The organism is Cognaticolwellia aestuarii, from assembly GCF_002000025.1.
Lineage (GTDB): Bacteria > Pseudomonadota > Gammaproteobacteria > Enterobacterales > Alteromonadaceae > Cognaticolwellia > Cognaticolwellia aestuarii.
On the sequence record NZ_MUZV01000001.1, the window covers coordinates 270378 to 288845 of the forward strand.

Here is an 18468-nt window from a genome sequence, read left to right on the forward strand (position 1 = left end):
AAGTTATAGCTTAATTATCAGCGGCGTTTGCGTCCGCATCTTCAGGAAACCATTGTTTTAACAAAGCACGGGCATCCTGTAATTGATTCTTCCAAGTATCTTGTCCAATAACGATCGGCTTTAATAAAATAACCAGTTCTTTCTTTTGAACTGATTCACTTTTACTTTTAAAAAGCTCGCCCATAATAGGTATATCACCTAAAAATGGTGTTTTTGATTCAAGGTTAACTTTACGGGTTTCAATTAAGCCACCAATAACAACTATTTCACCTGACTTAGCGCGAATAATAGTATCTGACTCACGGACACTACTTTGTGCTAACGGTAAAATAATATCTTCATTACTCAATCGTATAGTTTTAGTCTGCTCATCCGTAATAGTCACTGACGGGTGAATATGTAAAATAACTTCACCATCAGCGTCTATTTGTGGTGTTACATCAAGCGCAATACCCGAGAAAAAAGGCGTCAAATCAATTTCAGGTGTTGTAGTAGTAGAAGTACCTGTTGTCGTTGTACTAGAAACATCAGTGACAAAATATTCATCTTCACCCACTTTAATAATCGCTTTTTGATTATTTGTCGCTGTAATTCTTGGGCTAGAGAGTACTTGGACATTACCTTGGGTAGATAACAAGTCAATCACACCACTAAAGTCTTTATTTAGAAAACTTAAGCTTGTTACACCGCCAATTGCCGATGAAATAGTACTACCAGCAATATTTCCGGTTGTTGAAAAGCCAATATCAGTGCTTTCAATATGGCCAAGTACTTGATCCCACTTTACCCCTTGCTGATAGTCATCATTTAGGGTGACTTCCATTATTTTCGCTTCAATAATGACTTGACGGCGTAAGTGCTCTTGAGTGCTATCAAGAAAACTCTTAACAGCAGTAATTTCCGAAGGCAATGCTCGAATAGTTACTAAGCCAGCTTGTGGTGAAACGATAACAGAACGACCACCTTCATCGCCAACCAATGCCGTTAACGTTTCTTTTAATTCGCTCCAGAAGTCAGATTCATTTTCAGTATAAATGTTAATACCACTACTGCCGTTCTGACTATTACTTCCTTGACCATTACTATTCTGATTATTATTACTGCTATTGGAGTTATTACTTCCACTAGAATTATTGCTACTTGGATCATTTTCAGAAACGCCACCAGAGTTTATGCTGGTGCTAGACATACCACTGCGCTTAACATAAAGATAATTGAGAGGAATTGTTTCCGTACGAATGCCGGCAGGATAAACTTGAATGACTCGACCTTGGCGACGGATATCGTAGCCATAAAGTGACTCAATAACATCAAGCGCCTCATCTAAAGTCACGTCTTTTAAATTCAAAGTGATCGTGCCGCTCACCTCCGGATGAACCGCGATACTGTATGATGAATCATCAACAATTGCGGCAAAAAATTGCTCAGCTGCAACACCACTTGCTGCTATTTCTAAACGTTTTTCAGCTAACAAACCATGGCGTGCTTGTCGCACTTCTTTTTGCATTAACTCTTGGCGAACAGAGCTTGGCAGTGTTTGTAATGGCTTTGGTTTGGCTGGTTTACTCGCTTGAGCAATTGCATCATCTAAGGCCTGATTGACCTCAGTAGGTGGCTTAGGTGCTGATTGACAGCCGGCAAGCACAAGTACTGCTGTGCAACAAAACAATTGAATTTGGTGCTTCTTTTGGTTAATTATTTTTTTCATTTTGAGTTCGCTATAACACCGGAAAATAATGATAATTCCATTCTACCTTGTGGTGAATCTAGCACCACCCCCTTTGAGCTAATGGCTATCAATTGAAAACCTTTATATTTATCTCCAACATTGAGCACTTTGCCATCAATAATGGCCTTTTTGTTACCGTCACGCTGGATAATAGACTGCAATGTTAGCGGTGTGCTTTTTTCATTACTATTGCTTGCTGCTACAGCACCAAAAGGTTTAGTTGGATCAACTTGTTGACCATTTGCATATTCAGAACAAAATAACAGTAATAATATCAAGCTAACTTTATACACCAATGAACTCCTGTGCAGTACTTAAACTGTAAATCTCTACCTCAAGCTCACTAACAGGGTAGGCTTTCAAGTTGTAATCAAACTCTTGCCAAAAGAATTTCCAAGATAGCCCCTCTAATTGCGTCAAATAATCTTTCAACTGAAAATACTGTCCTTGTAATTTAATTTTAATGCTATGGCGATATAGTCGTAATTGTGTTTCTGATGTTTGCTCAACACTCGCAATGCTCGCTTCTTTGTTATCTAAACTATTACTATTCTCAAGGTTAGATTTCGTTACCGGACTTGCTGGCAAAACTTCAAATGAAAGTAATTTAACCCCCTTTTGTAGTTTTAAAAGTTTGATCAGCGCGTAACGCATTTGAATAGGATCAATTAAATCTGAAGTTAAGCTTAAAAGTTGTTGGTCTATCTCACCCAGCCTTACTTGATACTGTGATAATTCATCTTTTAAAGCAGCGTTAGGGTCTTTAAGTAATGCTTGCTCTAAAACTTGAATAGATCTCTTGCTATTTTCATTACTTTGTTGAGTTTGCAGGATTTGTTGATCCAACTGCCCAATTCGCTGAAAAGGCTCATCCAGAAATAAACTATACAAAATAAAGATGATAGCAACTAAACCGCTAGCAATAATTAAATACTGTTCTCGCGGTGTGGTATTACTAAATTTTTCACTATAAGCACGCCATTGCGTCATATTGCTACTCCCCTTTAGCTTGTGCAGAGCTAACCACAAACTCAGTTAATTGCTCTTCATTTTCGGTCAAAGAAAAGTTAACAAAGCGTTTACCCGACAAAAAAGTCGATGATTCAAAACCAGATAACCAATTCGGCACTGCATCAGGTGTACGCGCTATACCAGAAAATGTCATATTGCCATTGCCAATATTCACTCTCTGTAAACTAATATTTTTGTTATGTAATTCAGCTAACTCAACCATGGCACTAGAAAAACCGGCACTATAGGTCTGTGTTGGGTCAGTTAACTGCTGATGTAAATGTTGTTTGTTAGCAATAACTAACTTAACCATATTTATTTTTGCTAACAAGTCGGCATCTTTACGATTTGCACTAATAGTGGACTCTAAGCTTTGCTGTTGAATATTTAGACTATTATTAAGTGCACTTTCCGCTTGAAATACTGCATTTAAACGACTTAGCTGCATTTGAGCAATAAAAATCAGCGCTAACATCACGACTAACGCGGCTAGCCATACAGCGATAACACGGTTTAATGTCCACAGTGCTTTTGCTGGCAGTAAATCAGCTTGCAATAAGTTAATCGAATATTTAGCCATCTAGTTTGGCTCCATAAAATTTAACTGTGTTGCACCTATCGCTGCCGCGCTACTTCGGTAGTTTTCCAATGTTTCAGGCATAGTAAACAACTTCACCTCTACGTTGGTGTTTTCCGCCAATTTTCGTGCTAAAAAAGCTTCATTTTGCATTGGGATCAAAACTTCAACCGCTTTAACAGGTGCTTGTTTTAATTGCCGTTCGAAATAATCAGTCGAGCGTTGAATTTCTAAACTTAGCGAATCGATAACGCCCATACTGAGTTCATCTTCACTTTTATTAGCAATCTCGGCAAAGCCACGTAAACGTCGGCTAAAAAATAACTGACCATTTTTGACAATTAATAGGTTCACTTCTTCACCCGGCTGCTGGCAAACTAACAGCACAGCATCATCTTGTACCGGCAACAAACTAGCAAAAGCAAATTCTTCAGTGGTAATACTAACAACTTGCAAATTATCCACAGTTAATGTGGTTACCAGTTCAATCAAATCATTTTTGGCAACACAAACAACATTAACTTTTTCATGACCACCGACTAATAATGGACCATCAAAATAATCTAAAACCATGTTTTCGGGTGCTATACTGACGAGATCTTTTATTTGCCATTTCAAGGCGTCATTTATTTCAGTGTGCGGAACATTTGGCTTATCAACCTGTACTATTTGAGAATTGGCATTCGGTAAAACGAGGTGGCAACAACCTGCTAACGACTTAGTGCTAACAATATGCTTGAGACTACTAATAAGCGGATGAGCTTCATTCTCTATGGTTTTACAGTAATTTTTAGTCGCGTTTTTGACCAGATAACTAATTGACTGCTGCCGCAGGGCAACACCGACAATATCAGAGGACTCTGCTTGCGAGAAAATATTTTTGATACGTGTAATAATTGACATTAAGCGATATTATTCTTTTATTTTCATGCCACCATAAAACCATTATCGCTGATTCTGTTGATCGCGCAAGTGTTTTAATTACCTCAATTTATTTGCCTTTTTTAAGTTATGAGAATTATGTCCCCTATATCTGCTATACAAACGATCAATCATCCAATATTTAAACAGCATAAAATCTCGGTGCAAATTAAGCGGGATGACCAAATTGACAAAGTCATTTCTGGCAATAAATGGCGTAAACTCAAGTATAACTTAAGGCATGCTAAAGCAATTGGCGCTGACGGGATCATCACTTTTGGTGGCTGTTTTTCAAATCATATCCATGCCTGTGCGCTTGCTTGTAAACAGCAGCAATTATCAGCTATTGGCATTATTCGTGGCGAACAAAGCAACCATAACAATTATACTTTATCTTGGGCTCAACATTGGGGCATGCAACTCTCATTTGTTGATAGGAAAACCTACCGTTTCCGCAACGATCTCGACTATTTACAACGATTACAAAAACAATACCCCAACTACCTTATTGTGCCTGAAGGAGGCAGTAATAGTCTCGCCTTAACCGGTATGGCAGAAGTAATCGATGAATTAAACCATCAATGTGAGTTTGATACCATAATGAGTCCTGTCGGAAGTGGCGGTACGCTTGCTGGCTTAATTTTGGGTGACAAAGCTCAGCACGAAATATTAGGAATTTCAGTATTAAAACAGCAAAATTACCTTGAGCAACACGTAAATGAGTTATTACCTGAGCACGCCAAGTCATATCAGAACTGGCAAATAATGAATCAATTTCATCGCGGCGGCTACGCTAAATTTACGCCAGATGATGCACAGAGAATACATAGTTTTGCCCAGCACGTCGGAGTAGGATTTGAGCCAGTATATTCAGGAAAAATGATTTTAGCTCTACTAGATCTCATGCAAGCAGGTTATTTTTCTGAACATCAACGTATTGTGCTTTTACATACAGGAGGCTTACAAGGTCTAGCAGGGATGTTTGATCGAGGGTTACTAGCTAAACAGGACTGGCCTGAATTACCTATAGCACCTATAAAACAACAAAGTTCGAGTTGAATACCTCCAGCCAAGCATATTGAGTTATGGTTGAATTATTGCCATAAAAAAACCCTGTTTTCATTACTGAAGACAGGGTTTTAAATAGTTAATTACTATTCGCGATTAAGCTTCAGCAATAACAACTACTTTAACTGTTGCATCAACATCGTTGTGCACGTGAATTACGATATCGAATTCACCTGTTTCACGGATGCTACCTAAAGGTAAACGTACTTCAGCTTTAACAACTTCTACGCCAGCTTCAGTGATTGCATCAGCAATATCACGAGTACCAATAGAACCGAACAATTTACCTTCATCACCCGCTTTAGAAGCGATAGTAACTTCGGCTAATTCAGTTAACTTGGCAGCGCGAGCTTGTGCAGCAGCAAGTTGTTCAGCTAAGTTTTTCTCTAAATCAGCACGACGAGCTTCAAAGTGCTCAATGTTTGCTTTAGAGGCAAATACAGCTTTGCCTTTTGGTAATAAAAAGTTACGAGCGTAACCAGATTTAACTGTTACCTTGTCACCAAGGCCGCCTAATTTGGCGATTTTATCAAGAAGTATTACTTCCATTTTCAAAACCCCTTATTAGGTTACTTATGTAAATCAGTATATGGTAATAATGCTAAGTAACGAGCACGCTTGATCGCACGACCAAGTTGACGTTGATATTTAGCGCTTGTACCAGTAATACGGCTAGGAACAATTTTACCACTTTCAGTGATATAGTTTTTTAGTACAGCTGTATCTTTATAATCGATTGCAGCAGCACCTTCCGCTGAAAAGCGGCAGAACTTACGACGTCTAAAAAAACGAGACATGGATTTCTCCTAAATTGGCTAATTTATTGTCACTGATATTTATCAGTTAAATTAAATGGCCTAAATTAAATCATTTCAATTTGTTGGGCATGTAACACTAAAAGCGGATTACCGTTTCTAGATTCATGACGATTAATAAAACCAGTCACTTTGACATTACAGCCTTCAATTAAATCACGAGTTAAGTGTTGTGACACATTACCTGTTGCTACAACCTGTATTCGAACAAACGCTTGTCTATTCAACCCTGCTTCATTTTGTATGGACTTATGATCCATTGAAAATTGACAGTGCTTAATACCGGCTGGACTAGTTGACGTTTTAGGTGGCTTCACCACATGTCCGGTCAACACCAAGCAATTCTCTTGACTATTCATCATAGACAGAGCAGGTCACTGGTTACTTATTCTTCGCTCGCAGCTTCTTCTGCTTTTGGTGCTTCAGCAGCTGGTGCTTCAGTAGCCGTTGCTTCAGTAGCTGGTGCTTCAGTAACCTCTTTCTTCACTTCGCGACGCTCATCACGACGGTCTTCTTTAGCAACAGCCATAGCTGAAGCTTCAGTTACCGCGCCTTTAGTGCGCATGATCATGTTACGGATAACAACATCGTTATAACGGAAAGAAGTTTCTAGTTCATCAATAGCTGCTTGAGGCGCTTCAATGTTAATTAAAACATAGTGTGCTTTGTGCAATTTATTGATTGGGTAAGCTAATTGGCGACGGCCCCAGTCTTCAAGACGGTGGATTTTGCCTTCAGCATTAGTGACGATGTCACTGTAACGCTGAATCATAGCTGGTACTTGTTCACTCTGATCAGGGTGAACCATAAATACGATTTCGTAATGACGCATTACGAGCTCCTTACGGTTGTAGCCTCATTGTCTGGCTCAGCCAACACCAGTTGAGGCAAGGAACAAAAAGTTCAGGCTGAATTAAGGACGCGTAGTGTAGGGAAAATGAACAATAAAGGCAAGCGTTAGTTTACTTCAACACAGAAGTTAAACACGATACATATACTTGGGTATAACCGAATATATGTAAGTAAAACCAAAAACCAAGAAGATATTCGGTTAAATCGGCTAACTAGCCTGAGTTTAGGGTAAGCTAATACGTCAATGCCACCATTCTCTGCGTGTATCGACAATACATTAGTCTACCTAATCGTTCGGTATTAGGTAGACTAATCAGCCTCAATAAACATAAAGCTAATTACATTGACAATAAATTATACGGCAAAGGTTATAAAATTAATTAAAGTGATTGTAACCATTGCACTATATTAATTTCTTCGACATCCGTTATCTCGAATCCAGGTTAGCCAAAAAACCACTAAATAAGAATTGGCTCTACAAATGCAACTCGGGCTAAAGGGCGATCATTTGGCCGTTAAGCATTAACTGCCCCTGCTCAAACGTTGCAGAAAAAGATAATTCATCAGCTTTTTTCTCAATAAAACCTTGCCCTAGATACATATTAACCACATCATCCATACCTAGTTTTTGAAAAAATGCTACAGGAGCAACCCCTTTTGAGTTCGCCTTCAATGCCGCTATAATACTCATTGGATTAGCTTGGTTGTATAAGGTGTGATCAATAGCAAGTTGCAGGTCAGACTTAATTGCACCATCAGGTGTCATCGCACTCAAGTCATTAATTTTTATTTCAGGATTTGTGGCTAACAATTGAGCCGCTGTCGACATTATTTGCTGACTAATCAGCTCTGAGTTTTCAGGCTCTTGCTGCATTTTAGCTGCTAATTGATTCAATTCAAGCAAAACGGCTGGATTAAGTTTATCAAACGAAACATCTAAATTGAGCTTATCAAGTATTTGTCCTGAGCCTTCAAAATGCTCGATGCCATAATGTAGCGTTACCTTCATTAGCTCTTCTTTAAGCTTACTACTGCCTGATACAACTAAATTTTCAATATTTAGCAACTCATCACCGTTAGCATCTTGTGCTGTAATGTTTTTGATCAGCGAAGAAAAGTCACCTAATGCTAGTGCATTCGCGCTATATATATCGCCGTTAATCATTTCTTGGTTAAAAGTCACATCTAATGCTGACACTTGCACATGGGCTTCAGGGCCTTTGAAATCAAGCCCTGTCCAATTTAAATAACCATCAATATATTTTTCATCGGTTACCGTAAACTCACTATCCATTGCGCCTAAATTAACCTGCTCGCCATCTTCTTCAAACGAGGTTGCAGCCATTTTTATTGCTGTTATGTAATTCAAGCCATAACTAATTGTTGATGAAACTAACAATTTATCATTTAACTGTGTAATAAAAGCATTGATATTTTCTTGTTCTGTTTCATTGACACCTAATACTTCAAAGTCCAAATCAATATTTGAATGGGATAGAGCAAAGTGAATATCATTGTCTGCAAAAATCACCGGACCAAAAGCAAACTCTTCATTGATGGTGATTTCAAAGCCTTCAACTTCAGCTGAAAGCTCTTTAAACTTCATTTTAGTAATTGACTGACCAGAGAACCAATCTGTTGAGAAACTGCGCTGAGTGATCTCAAGTGATGGATGCTCAACAAAACGACTGGCAATGCTATCGTATTTATTTTCTACTATCGTACCGATGACTTTTGGTGCAATTAAACCAGCACAAACAACACCGATAACAACGACTAATTTCTTCATTTTACTTCCCTTATATTCCTTTAAATAGGACTTCCGTGCTAACGAAATAGAATTTTCTGCGAGCATAATGATAGCATTTAGTTTTAATAGGTTGCTACTGATAAAGTTATATCATTGCGTCTACAGAAGTCTTCCAATAGCACTATTTAAGCGACATTAGCACCAATAAAAGTTATCAAAATGCTATAAGGACGAATTTTAAAAAGTTTAAATGCTGCACTGTTGTTATGACCAGAGACCAAGCCTTTTTCAATCAAATACTTGGGTCATAGCATGTTAAACTTTAAGGAGTGCGGGGGGACTATCCAGAGTTGCTATAATCTTAGCGACAAAATTTGATGAAAAAAATAGCCCGATAAGCGCGCTATTTTTCATATTTTAAAGCTTTTGATTATGGATTTAATGCTAAAACATCTGTTTTTAATAACGATAACGTTTTTTCTGCTGTGTTACCAAAAACCTTGCCACTGATACCTGAACGTCCAATCATACCAATAACAACAACGCCGACCTCAGACTGTGCAGCAATGCTAGTAATTACTTTTCCTGGCTCACCTGCTTTAATATGAAAATTGCGGGGTTCAATATTATATTGCGAGCATATTGCTTTAATTTTTTCGTCTAATTCGCTCTGTGCATGCCTTTCCATTTCATCAGGGTATTGCATACCTAAATCTTTAAGTAGCGTTGAAGTAGCAACGGTATAACAGACATGTAGTTCTGTATTAAACCCATCGGCTAAAATTCTAGCCTGCTGTAAAATTTTGGTATTTAATTCCTGCTTAACTTTTTTCGTAGTACTTAGGTCAATTGCAGCAAGAATATTTGATGATTTACGCCACTTCTCGGGGGCAGAAATTAATACAGGTACTTGGCATTCTCTCAATAAGTATAAGTCTGTTGACGTATAAAATAGCGACTCTGAGCGATTACCCGTTTTAAATACCAACTTTGGCTGTTCTTCTGCAACATAGTTAGCTACCCATTTATGAATACGAGATGCCCAAACAACTTCATAGCTATAGGTTTCACTTACGGGAATAATAGCCGATAGCTGTTGAGCTGATTTTTCAGACATTTTAGCTAACACATCATCTTTAATTTGCTCAATATTATCGACAGCACCTATAACATCTTCATTACAAAAATAAACAATATGCAATGTTGATTGATAAGCATTTGCCAATTGGCTGGCTCGTTTAATAGCTAATGGCTCTTGCGTTAACATGTCTGCAATAACAAGTATCTTACTCATAAAATTCCCTTATGTTGTGGCGTAATACCCATAAATGTAATTAATAGCTCATGGAGCAAAGTAATATCATCATAACTTTAGCAAAAAGTAACACGTACGACTTTGATATTGCGCATAAAAACAATTTATCTTGTCGAGATAAGCTCACCGATTAAACTAGCTATTAAGCCTTTGGCGAACTATTTCAAACAAACATATACCCGTTGCTACAGAAACATTTAAACTAGAAACACTACCAGCCATAGGCAACTTAACTAACTGATCACAGTTTTCACGAGTCAAGCGACGCATGCCCTTACCTTCAGCGCCCATCACTAATGCCATAGGGCCTGAGAGTTTCTCACCGTATAAACAGTTATCTGTTTCACCTGCAGTGCCAATAATCCATACCCCCATTTGCTGCAGGGCTTTCATGGTTCTCGACAAGTTAGTTACTTGCACTAAAGGAACGCTTTCTGCCGCACCAACAGCGACTTTTCTTACGGTTGCTGTCAAACGAGCAGCATTATCTTTAGGTACAATGATAGCCTGTACTCCTGCCGCATCGGCATTTCGTAAGCAAGCACCTAAATTATGAGGGTCTGTGACACCATCTAAAATTAATAAAAATGGGGCTTGTCCTTTACTTTCACCTGCTGCAAGAATGCTATCGAGATCCGCCTCTGTATAGGTTTTTCCTGGTTTAACACGTGCAACAACGCCTTGATGCTGTTCACCATCAGTTTTGTCGTCCAATACTTTACGATTTGCCATCTGGACTGGAATACCATACTTTTGAGCTAAATTGATAATCGGCATTAAACGATCATCTTCACGACCTTTTAATAGCCATAATTCAATGAACCTTTCCGGTGCGTTTTCAATCAGGGCTTTTACCGCATGAATGCCAAAAACTAACTCTTCTTGCTTTGCCATAAATTCTTTCTCTATTAAATCAATTGGTTGATAGCAAGTATTTAGGGCTTACATACTCGCTATCAAAATATACTGCTGGCTGTACTTTGGTTGCTGACTTTATTGCTAACTAAGTCGCTTTGCGGGCATTTTTACCTGGGCGCTTTTTTCTCGCCTTACGCTTACTCGCTTTAGTGGTTGTTTTGGTACTTGCTTTGGTACCTGTTTTAGCCGTTTTTTTGGTTTTTTTTGCTTTATCACCGGTCAATGCTGGTTTGCTGTCCGCACTTTTGCCACGTTTATGTTTGTCTGAACTTTTACCTTTTTTTAGTGGTTTCGCTCGCTTTAATACGGCATTTTCACCAGCCAATGATAAATCAATTTTTTTCTCATCAAGGTTAACGGCCGCAACTTGTACTTCAACAGTATCGCCAATGCGATACTTGGCACCAGTATTTTCACCAGATAAACACATACGGACATCATCAAAGTGATAATAGTCATGCCCTAAAGAGGTAATATGAACTAAGCCTTCAATATGTAAGTCAGCTAAACGAACAAATAAACCAAAATTAGTTACTGTTGAGATCACACCGGTAAAAGTCGCGCCGATATGATCTTGCATATATTCACATTTTAACCAATCAGCAACATCGCGCGTGGCATCATCAGCACGGCGTTCGGTCATAGAGCAATGCTCGCCTAGTTCGATTACGGCTTCAGGTGTATAGGAGTAACCACCGGCATTAGCTTCATTTTGTGCCTGTTCATCTAAAATAGCTTTGATAACACGATGAACCACTAAATCAGGATAACGGCGTATCGGCGAAGTAAAATGACTATATGACGGTAACGCTAAACCAAAATGACCAATATTGTCACTCTGATACACTGCTTGTCGCATTGAACGTAACAGCATAGTTTGGATCAGCTCATGATCAGGGCGTCCGACTATTTTTTCTAAAATATGACAATAATCTTTCGGCTCGGGCTGTGCCTTACGCTCACCCATTGAGGCTAAATCAAGTCCGAGCTCATTAACATAGCTGATAAAGTTATTATATTTATCTTCACTCGGTTTATCGTGCACACGAAACAGACCAGGTTTTTTATGTTTTTCAATAAACTCAGCAGTAGCTACGTTAGCTAAAATCATACATTCTTCAATGATTTTATGCGCATCGTTACGTACCATAGCAACAATAGATTCTATTTTTCGGTTACTATTAAATAGAAATTGTGATTCTGTCGTTTCAAAAGCAATAGCACCACGTTTAGTACGAGCCGCTGTTAGCACCTGATACATTTTATTCAGGTTTTCTAAATCGGGTACTAAGGCTTGGTATTGTGTACGCAACTCTGTACGGTAGTCTTCATCTTTTTGCTCTGGGTTTACCCCTAAAATAGTCGCCACCTTGCTATAGGTAAAGCGTGCTTTCGAGCGCATCACTGCTGGGTAAAACTTAGATTCAGATAACTCACCTAAGGAACTAATCGTCATTTCACAAACCATACAAAGACGATCAACATCAGGGTTTAAAGAACAAAGCCCGTTAGAGAGTTTTTCCGGTAACATTGGAATAACTTGGCTAGGAAAATAAACCGAATTGCCACGAGCAATCGCTTCTTCATCTAATGCAGTTTGGTTACGAACATAATAACTCACATCTGCGATAGCTACCCATAATGTCCAGCCACCAGTAGGGTTAGGTCGGCAATAGACCGCATCATCAAAGTCTCGAGCATCTTCACCATCAATAGTGACCAAAGGTAAATCTCGTAGATCGATTCTTGGCGCTTTAGCTGACTCTTCAACTTCATCAGCAATACCACTGACTTCGGCAATCACCTCAGGAGAAAACTGGTACGGAAGATCATGCTCGCGTAGCGCTATTTCAATTTCCATGCCCGGGGCCATATGCTCACCCAGCACTTCGATAACTTCGCCTACTGCATTTGAACGTTTTGTCGGTCTTTGAATAACATTAACCACCACAACTTGACCATGACGGGCGCCTAACTTTTTATCCGGCTGAATAAGGATATCTTGCTGAATTCGAGCATCATCTGGCACAACACAGGCAATATGGTGGTCAACATAAAAGCGACCAACTACACCGGCTTTGCGCGGCTCTACCACATCCAAAATTTTAACTTCTTTACGACCTTTACGGTCAGTACGATCGATGAGTATGGCTTCAACAATATCACCATGAATTACCCGTTTCATTTCGTACGAAGAAATATAAAAGTCTTTATCACCATTATCAGGAGCAAAAAAACCAAAACCATCTCTATGACCAATCACTTTACCGGTTAAAACATCACTACGCTTGGCAATGGCATATTGTTTAAACTTATTAAAAACAATTTGACCACTATTTTCCATAGCACGTAAACGGTGTTTTAAACCTACCAGCATGTCTTCATCGGTATATTGTAATTGCTTAACAATCGACTTGAACGTTGGTGGGATGTTTGATTTTTCGATCAACGACAATAGCAATTCACGGCTCGCTACAGGTTTTTCGTATTTGTCAGCTTCTCGCTGTTGGTGTGGGTCTTTTTCGGTCACTTTTATTCTATATTAGTTTTTTGTTTAGTATATCTTAGATCATCGCTATACCCAACCTACTTAAAAATGCAATCGGCAAAGTAATTTACACGCGATGTTAGCCATTTCTGATTATAAACTAAACACTTTAGCTGGCTAATACTTTCCGCTTTTAGCGGCATTAACCACCCGCTCAGGCATTCTTTCTGCCAGCTGAGTTAGCTTTGCAGTTATGTTTTTATGGACTTTTTTATCATCAGTCACTGATTGATGCAACTGTGCATATAATTGTGGAAGATCTAATGGGCTGCCATCACCTGATAGATAAATATTAGCTAACCTTAGCTGTGCTTTTAAGTTATTTAGTGCCGCGGCTTCTTTCAAAAAAAGAATGGCTTGAGCAACATCCACTTGTACAAATTTACCAACATGGTAATAGCGCCCCAATTGCTCTAACGCTTCAGGTAAGCCTTGGTCGGCAGAAGCTTGCATGTAGTGTAACCCCAAAGGCACATCTTTTTTTACACAAACGCCGTAAGCGAGCATATCTCCCCACAAAAACTGATACGACGGCATTTGCGATTTAACAGCGCGAGCTTCGATATCTTGAACTAACTGGCAATCATCAATCACGACTTGGCTTAGGTGTTTATTTTCTTTAATGAGATCAAGTAATACGTTATCACTATAGATTTGCACCGCAGTCAGTTCTGCAGCTGACACGCTAACAACATGAATAATTGTAAATAGAATGGTGATAAATATACGTTGCATAATGCCTCTTTGCATTTGAATGAAATTCTAATATGGCTAAAGACTATATCGTCAGGTTAAGACAATAACTTTAACGTTAATTTATTGGCATAACCCGCTTTAAGACTTAACTCTTGATGCCAAGCAAATATGATACCAAACATATAAGGTAGTTAAATGGCTTGGCGTTTAATTAAAAATTTCATAATGAAAATCGCTTGAACATATCACTTGCACTCTCAAGAATAAAATATAACAATGTTGAAGATTTGAGCATTAAGGCGTGTTAAATGTCGCATATTCAGCAGTTAATTGAAAATTCAAAAGCAAACGAAGATATTGCGCGTAAACTATTCGAAATTGAAACTGAAATATTAGCTTGCCAATCAAGCGAAGAGCTACTGCAACGTTTACTGGATTTAATTAAAGTAAAATTTCAATTATCCAGCATTTCACTATTACTAGCCGAGCCAACACCGTTAAGTTATTTGATCAATGGTAACTTGCAATCTCATTGGCATCAAAAAAATACTAAACAAATTTCTGTAGAAAAATTAACACTGTTACATGCAAATAAAAAACCCTTACTAACCAATCAGCTTGAACAATTAAATAATATTATACCGCCTGTATTATTAACTGGTGCTAAATCGGTAGCTTTAACACCACTGTCTTTGGAGGGGAAACTATTTGGCAGTTTATTATTTACTGACCAAGCTCCTGCTCGTTTTCATGACAAACTCGGCACCTTTCATTTAGAACAGCTAGCCGTCAAAGTTAGCCTTTGTTTATCCAATGTACTGATCCGAGAACAGCTTCAATATATGGCACATTATGATCGCTTAACCGGCGTAGCTAATCGGCGATTAATGGAAGTTTGCTTAACTGAGGAATTGATCCGCCAGCGCCGTTATGGGGTGCCCTTCTCAGTACTATTTATCGATTGCAATAAATTCAAAGCAATTAATGATACTTATGGTCATGACTGTGGAGACAAAGTACTTACTTATGTGGCGAATCAATTGCAAAACTTAGTCCGGGAAAACGATAAATGTTTTCGCTATGCTGGCGACGAATTCGTTGTGGTGCTTGCGAGTCAAACGCTACCTGAGGCGGAACAAGCCAGTGATCGTTTATGCCAATTCTTTATTAACAACCCTATGCCATATCAACATATGTTTTTACCCGTCAGTATTAGCTGTGGTGCAGCAGAAAGCGACGGTAAACAGACCATGGATGAGTTATTAAGATCTGCTGATAAGCGTTTGTATGCTAATAAAAAAGCGGACAATGGCATGGTATTTAAACTATAAAATATTTTTCCAGTCAAAATAAACTATATTTGATTATAAGCACTTAGCTTACATAAAGGCTAAAACATCAAGCCTCTTACTAATAGCGACAATTAACGGTGTCTATTTACGCGTATTATGATCATAAAAATCAGTATTAACGACTTAAAAAAAGGTCACTTTGTTGTCGATATCGTCGAACAACACGGGACTTATAACTTAACTCGTGCTGGCCATATTAAAAATGACGTCGTTATTAATAATCTAAAAGCTAAAGGAGTTGTGTCACTCTTAATTGACACAACTAAAACCATTGATGATGCACTGAGCGTTGCCATTCCTGATTTGTATAAACAACCGGGACCAGTGATCCTTGAGGTTAGCAAAGCGAAAAAGCTTTTTAATGAAGCAAAAAAACTTCAACAACAAGTATTTCTCGATGTAAAGCAAGGTCGGACAATAAATATAGGCCCAGTCATTGAAGCGACAAAACAAACTATCTCGGCAATATTTAAAAATCCTGACGCATTAATTTGCGTTATTAACATACGCAATAAAAATGAATATTTACTAGAGCACTCGGTTTCTGTTTCGGTATTAATGACGGTTTTTGCGCGATTTTTAAAAATGGATCGCAAAATCATTCAGCAACTTGCTATTGGTGCTTTTTTACATGATGTTGGTAAAATAAAAATACCCGATCAAATCTTAAATAAGCCAGGTAAGCTAACGAAAGAAGAATATCGACTTATTCAACAGCATGTTAATCATGCCATTAATATCATTAAAGCCACACCCAAAATTTCACCGTTGAGCTTGGAAGTTGCGGCTTTGCATCACGAGCGCTTAGATGGTTCTGGCTATCCACTAAAGCTAAAACAAGCTGACATCTCTAATTATGGTGCCATGATCGCAATTTGTGATGTTTTTGACGCTCTAACCGCAGATCGCTGTTATAGAAATAGCTACAGTCATATTAAGGCGTTTAGCATATTAAGAGACCTAGCTTTTCAAGGTAAACTTATGCCGAGGCTAGTTGATTTGTTTATCAAGTGCTTAGGGGTTTATCCTGTTGGCACATTAGTTGAGCTGAATTCTCATCATTTAGCCATTGTTGAGAGCCGCAATCAGGATGATCCTATTAACCCAAAGGTGCGCTGTTTTTATAATATTGAGAAGCAGCGATATATTATGGCAAAAGACCTTGATTTAGCTAAAGAGGCAGATTTCATTTTACGAGGCGTTAAAGCGAAAGAATTTAATTTGGATATGAATCGAATTATCGAGTTTCTTCTGTTAGAAGGCTGATCACTAGTGCATTATTTTATGAAATGAGATAACTAAATTATCTAACATCCATGCGCACATTTAAATTTAATCAGTTTAGCACCGGTTGATCTTTCTAAGTTATTTTTCCAGAGAAAGATCAACACACGATAATCTTTACTACTTTCTAAAGTCAACCTGAGCTTGTGCTGCAAAGTAAGCATACATAGCATAAATAGCGGTATTTACCTTTAATGCTTCTGGCTCAACTTTGTCCAAAGTATCATTTTCAGTGTGATGGTAATCAAAATAATTAGCACCGTCAGGTGAAAACTTAATACTTGGCATGCCTTCAGCGCTCAACGCACTCATATCAGATTGTCCTTTAGCATTGTTATCTGGCGAAAGTGCAACTCCTAAAGGAGCTAAGTATTGCGCTAATTCTCGCACCGCGTTTAACGACTGTGCGCCAACACCTGGAGTCATTTTATAAATACGACCAATGCCAAAATCCCATTCTGCACCAATAACATGTGCCGCCATATTATCTTTATGTACTTTTACATACTGCTTCGCGCCTAATAAGCCAACTTCTTCTGCTGCAAATAATATCACTCGAATGGTGCGCTTTGGTCGTTCAGGCAATTGACCAATATGATGCGCTGCCGCCATAACCATACCGATACCTAAGCCATCATCTAGTGCCCCAGTACCAACATCCCAACTATCTAGGTGAGCACCTAAAGCGACAATTTCTTCAGGGAACTCACTACCGGTAAATTCACCAATAACATTTGCTGATGTTGCAACGACTTCAGTGTCTGTTTTAGCAGACATTTGTAGGTACATACTCACCTCTCCACCACGCTTTAACTGATTGACTAATAAATCAGCATCTGGATTAGATAATGTCGCAGCAGGAATTTTTTTTACATTGTCATCATAACGCATCACGCCGGTATGAGCAGTACGATTATTATCTGTACCGACCGAGCGCATTACCAGTGCAGACGCGCCTTTTTGCGCGGCAACAACAGCACCATTAACTCGAGTACCAACAGCAGGTCCATAGCCTTTACCATCAATATGACGTTCCATTTGATAAGAAACAAAAGCAATTTTACCATTCAAACTATTATCTTTTGCCGCCTTTAAATCAGCAAAGGTTTCAAAGTGTGCAACATTTGCTGTAAGACCTGCTTTTTCAGTACCAATACTACCACCTAAGGCTAACACCACAACATCATGCGGATAAGGCGCAATAATGCGTGCTTTTGCTTCGCCACGTAACCAATAGCTACCGGCAACTTCCTCGGTCCACACTTTATCAAAGCCTAAGGCTTTCATTTTATCAACAGCCCAAACAATCGACTTTTTATCACCATCAGAGCCCATTAAACGATGACCTACTTCAGTGGTGAGAGATTCAATCAATTGATAAGACAAATCGGATTTCAGTGCAGTAGCTTTTAATTCATTTAGTTGCGCTTGCTGCTCAACATTCAATTGTTGTGCAGCCACAAAAAAACTTCCAATACTCATACATACAGCTACGCAAGTGCTAGCAATAATTTTCATTTTTGGCTTCATAGTTTACCTTAAGGCTATTTATTAATTATTTACTGAATAATTACAGGTAAGTATCTATAAAAGCGGATTAACTTGCAATCAGTAGCTGATTTTTTCAGTGAC

Annotated in this window: 18 protein-coding genes; 3 read left to right on the forward strand and 15 right to left on the reverse strand. The window is 38.5% G+C overall.

Translation table 11 applies throughout. The annotated features are described in order from the left end of the window. Nucleotides 1–10: 10 nt before the first annotated feature. The 5 genes from mshL to B0169_RS01210 are packed head-to-tail and all read right to left on the reverse strand — an operon-like array spanning nucleotide 11 to nucleotide 4220. A complete protein-coding gene (gene mshL, locus B0169_RS01190) occupies nucleotides 11–1708 on the reverse strand; it encodes a pilus (MSHA type) biogenesis protein MshL (RefSeq protein WP_077283897.1) in 1698 nt (565 codons plus the stop codon). Further along, a complete protein-coding gene (locus B0169_RS01195) occupies nucleotides 1705–2022 on the reverse strand; it encodes a hypothetical protein (protein ID WP_077283899.1) in 318 nt (105 codons plus the stop codon). The genes mshL and B0169_RS01195 overlap by 4 nt, the downstream gene beginning before the upstream one ends. Beyond that, nucleotides 2015–2719 carry a hypothetical protein gene (locus tag B0169_RS01200; protein ID WP_077283901.1) on the reverse strand — a complete coding sequence of 235 codons (705 nt, stop codon included), beginning with the start codon at nucleotides 2717–2719 and terminating at the stop codon, nucleotides 2015–2017. Before B0169_RS01200 ends, B0169_RS01195 begins: the two co-directional genes overlap by 8 nt. A 4-nt stretch (nucleotides 2720–2723) precedes the next feature. Further along, a complete protein-coding gene (locus tag B0169_RS01205; RefSeq protein ID WP_077283903.1) occupies nucleotides 2724–3320 on the reverse strand; it encodes a PilN domain-containing protein in 597 nt (198 codons plus the stop codon). After that, nucleotides 3321–4220 (reverse strand): hypothetical protein, encoded by a 900-nt coding sequence (locus B0169_RS01210; RefSeq protein WP_077283905.1) that lies wholly within the window; start codon nucleotides 4218–4220, stop codon nucleotides 3321–3323. It lies immediately after the preceding gene. A 117-nt stretch (nucleotides 4221–4337) separates the two neighbouring features. Here B0169_RS01210 and B0169_RS01215 point away from each other — a divergent pair, with 117 nt between their 5' ends. Next, on the forward strand, nucleotides 4338–5297 hold the full coding sequence (locus B0169_RS01215) for a 1-aminocyclopropane-1-carboxylate deaminase/D-cysteine desulfhydrase (RefSeq protein WP_077283907.1): 960 nt from the start codon (nucleotides 4338–4340) through the stop codon (nucleotides 5295–5297). A 105-nt stretch (nucleotides 5298–5402) separates the two neighbouring features. Here the strand turns inward: B0169_RS01215 and rplI are convergent, their stop codons facing one another. The 9 genes from rplI to B0169_RS01260 form a co-directional block, all read right to left on the reverse strand. Beyond that, nucleotides 5403–5855 carry a 50S ribosomal protein L9 gene (gene rplI, locus B0169_RS01220; protein ID WP_077283909.1) on the reverse strand — a complete coding sequence of 151 codons (453 nt, stop codon included), beginning with the start codon at nucleotides 5853–5855 and terminating at the stop codon, nucleotides 5403–5405. A 20-nt stretch (nucleotides 5856–5875) separates the two neighbouring features. Next, the gene (gene rpsR, locus B0169_RS01225; RefSeq protein ID WP_077283912.1) at nucleotides 5876–6103 is read right to left on the reverse strand and encodes a 30S ribosomal protein S18; all 228 of its coding nucleotides are present in this window, start codon (nucleotides 6101–6103) and stop codon (nucleotides 5876–5878) included. 65 nt (nucleotides 6104–6168) lie between these two features. Continuing rightward, complete coding sequence (gene priB, locus B0169_RS01230) at nucleotides 6169–6483, reverse strand: primosomal replication protein N (RefSeq protein WP_077283914.1); 315 nt, start codon at nucleotides 6481–6483, stop codon at nucleotides 6169–6171. Between the two features lie 23 nt (nucleotides 6484–6506). Then, complete coding sequence (gene rpsF / locus B0169_RS01235; RefSeq protein ID WP_077283916.1) at nucleotides 6507–6953, reverse strand: 30S ribosomal protein S6; 447 nt, start codon at nucleotides 6951–6953, stop codon at nucleotides 6507–6509. A gap of 513 nt (nucleotides 6954–7466) precedes the next feature. Beyond that, nucleotides 7467–8762, reverse strand: a complete 1296-nt coding sequence (locus tag B0169_RS01240) for a DUF945 family protein (protein ID WP_158077030.1) — start codon at nucleotides 8760–8762, stop codon at nucleotides 7467–7469. A 391-nt stretch (nucleotides 8763–9153) separates the two neighbouring features. After that, complete coding sequence (locus tag B0169_RS01245) at nucleotides 9154–10017, reverse strand: universal stress protein (RefSeq protein WP_077283920.1); 864 nt, start codon at nucleotides 10015–10017, stop codon at nucleotides 9154–9156. Nucleotides 10018–10173: 156 nt separating this feature from the next. Then, on the reverse strand, nucleotides 10174–10932 hold the full coding sequence (gene rlmB, locus B0169_RS01250) for a 23S rRNA (guanosine(2251)-2'-O)-methyltransferase RlmB (protein ID WP_077283922.1): 759 nt from the start codon (nucleotides 10930–10932) through the stop codon (nucleotides 10174–10176). A 109-nt stretch (nucleotides 10933–11041) separates the two neighbouring features. After that, nucleotides 11042–13486, reverse strand: coding sequence for a ribonuclease R (gene rnr, locus B0169_RS01255; protein ID WP_077283924.1), 2445 nt, complete (start codon nucleotides 13484–13486; stop codon nucleotides 11042–11044). 135 nt (nucleotides 13487–13621) lie between these two features. Continuing rightward, on the reverse strand, nucleotides 13622–14239 hold the full coding sequence (locus tag B0169_RS01260; RefSeq protein ID WP_143323429.1) for a tetratricopeptide repeat protein: 618 nt from the start codon (nucleotides 14237–14239) through the stop codon (nucleotides 13622–13624). Nucleotides 14240–14508: 269 nt separating this feature from the next. On the opposite strand from B0169_RS01260, the gene B0169_RS01265 reads away from it, so the two are divergent. Continuing rightward, the gene (locus B0169_RS01265) at nucleotides 14509–15531 is read left to right on the forward strand and encodes a DUF484 family protein (protein ID WP_077283928.1); all 1023 of its coding nucleotides are present in this window, start codon (nucleotides 14509–14511) and stop codon (nucleotides 15529–15531) included. Nucleotides 15532–15648: 117 nt separating this feature from the next. Next, nucleotides 15649–16818, forward strand: coding sequence for an HD-GYP domain-containing protein (locus B0169_RS01270; protein WP_077283930.1), 1170 nt, complete (start codon nucleotides 15649–15651; stop codon nucleotides 16816–16818). A gap of 138 nt (nucleotides 16819–16956) precedes the next feature. Here the strand turns inward: B0169_RS01270 and B0169_RS01275 are convergent, their stop codons facing one another. Further along, complete coding sequence (locus B0169_RS01275) at nucleotides 16957–18366, reverse strand: M20/M25/M40 family metallo-hydrolase (protein ID WP_077283932.1); 1410 nt, start codon at nucleotides 18364–18366, stop codon at nucleotides 16957–16959. Between the last annotated feature and the right edge of the window lie 102 nt (nucleotides 18367–18468).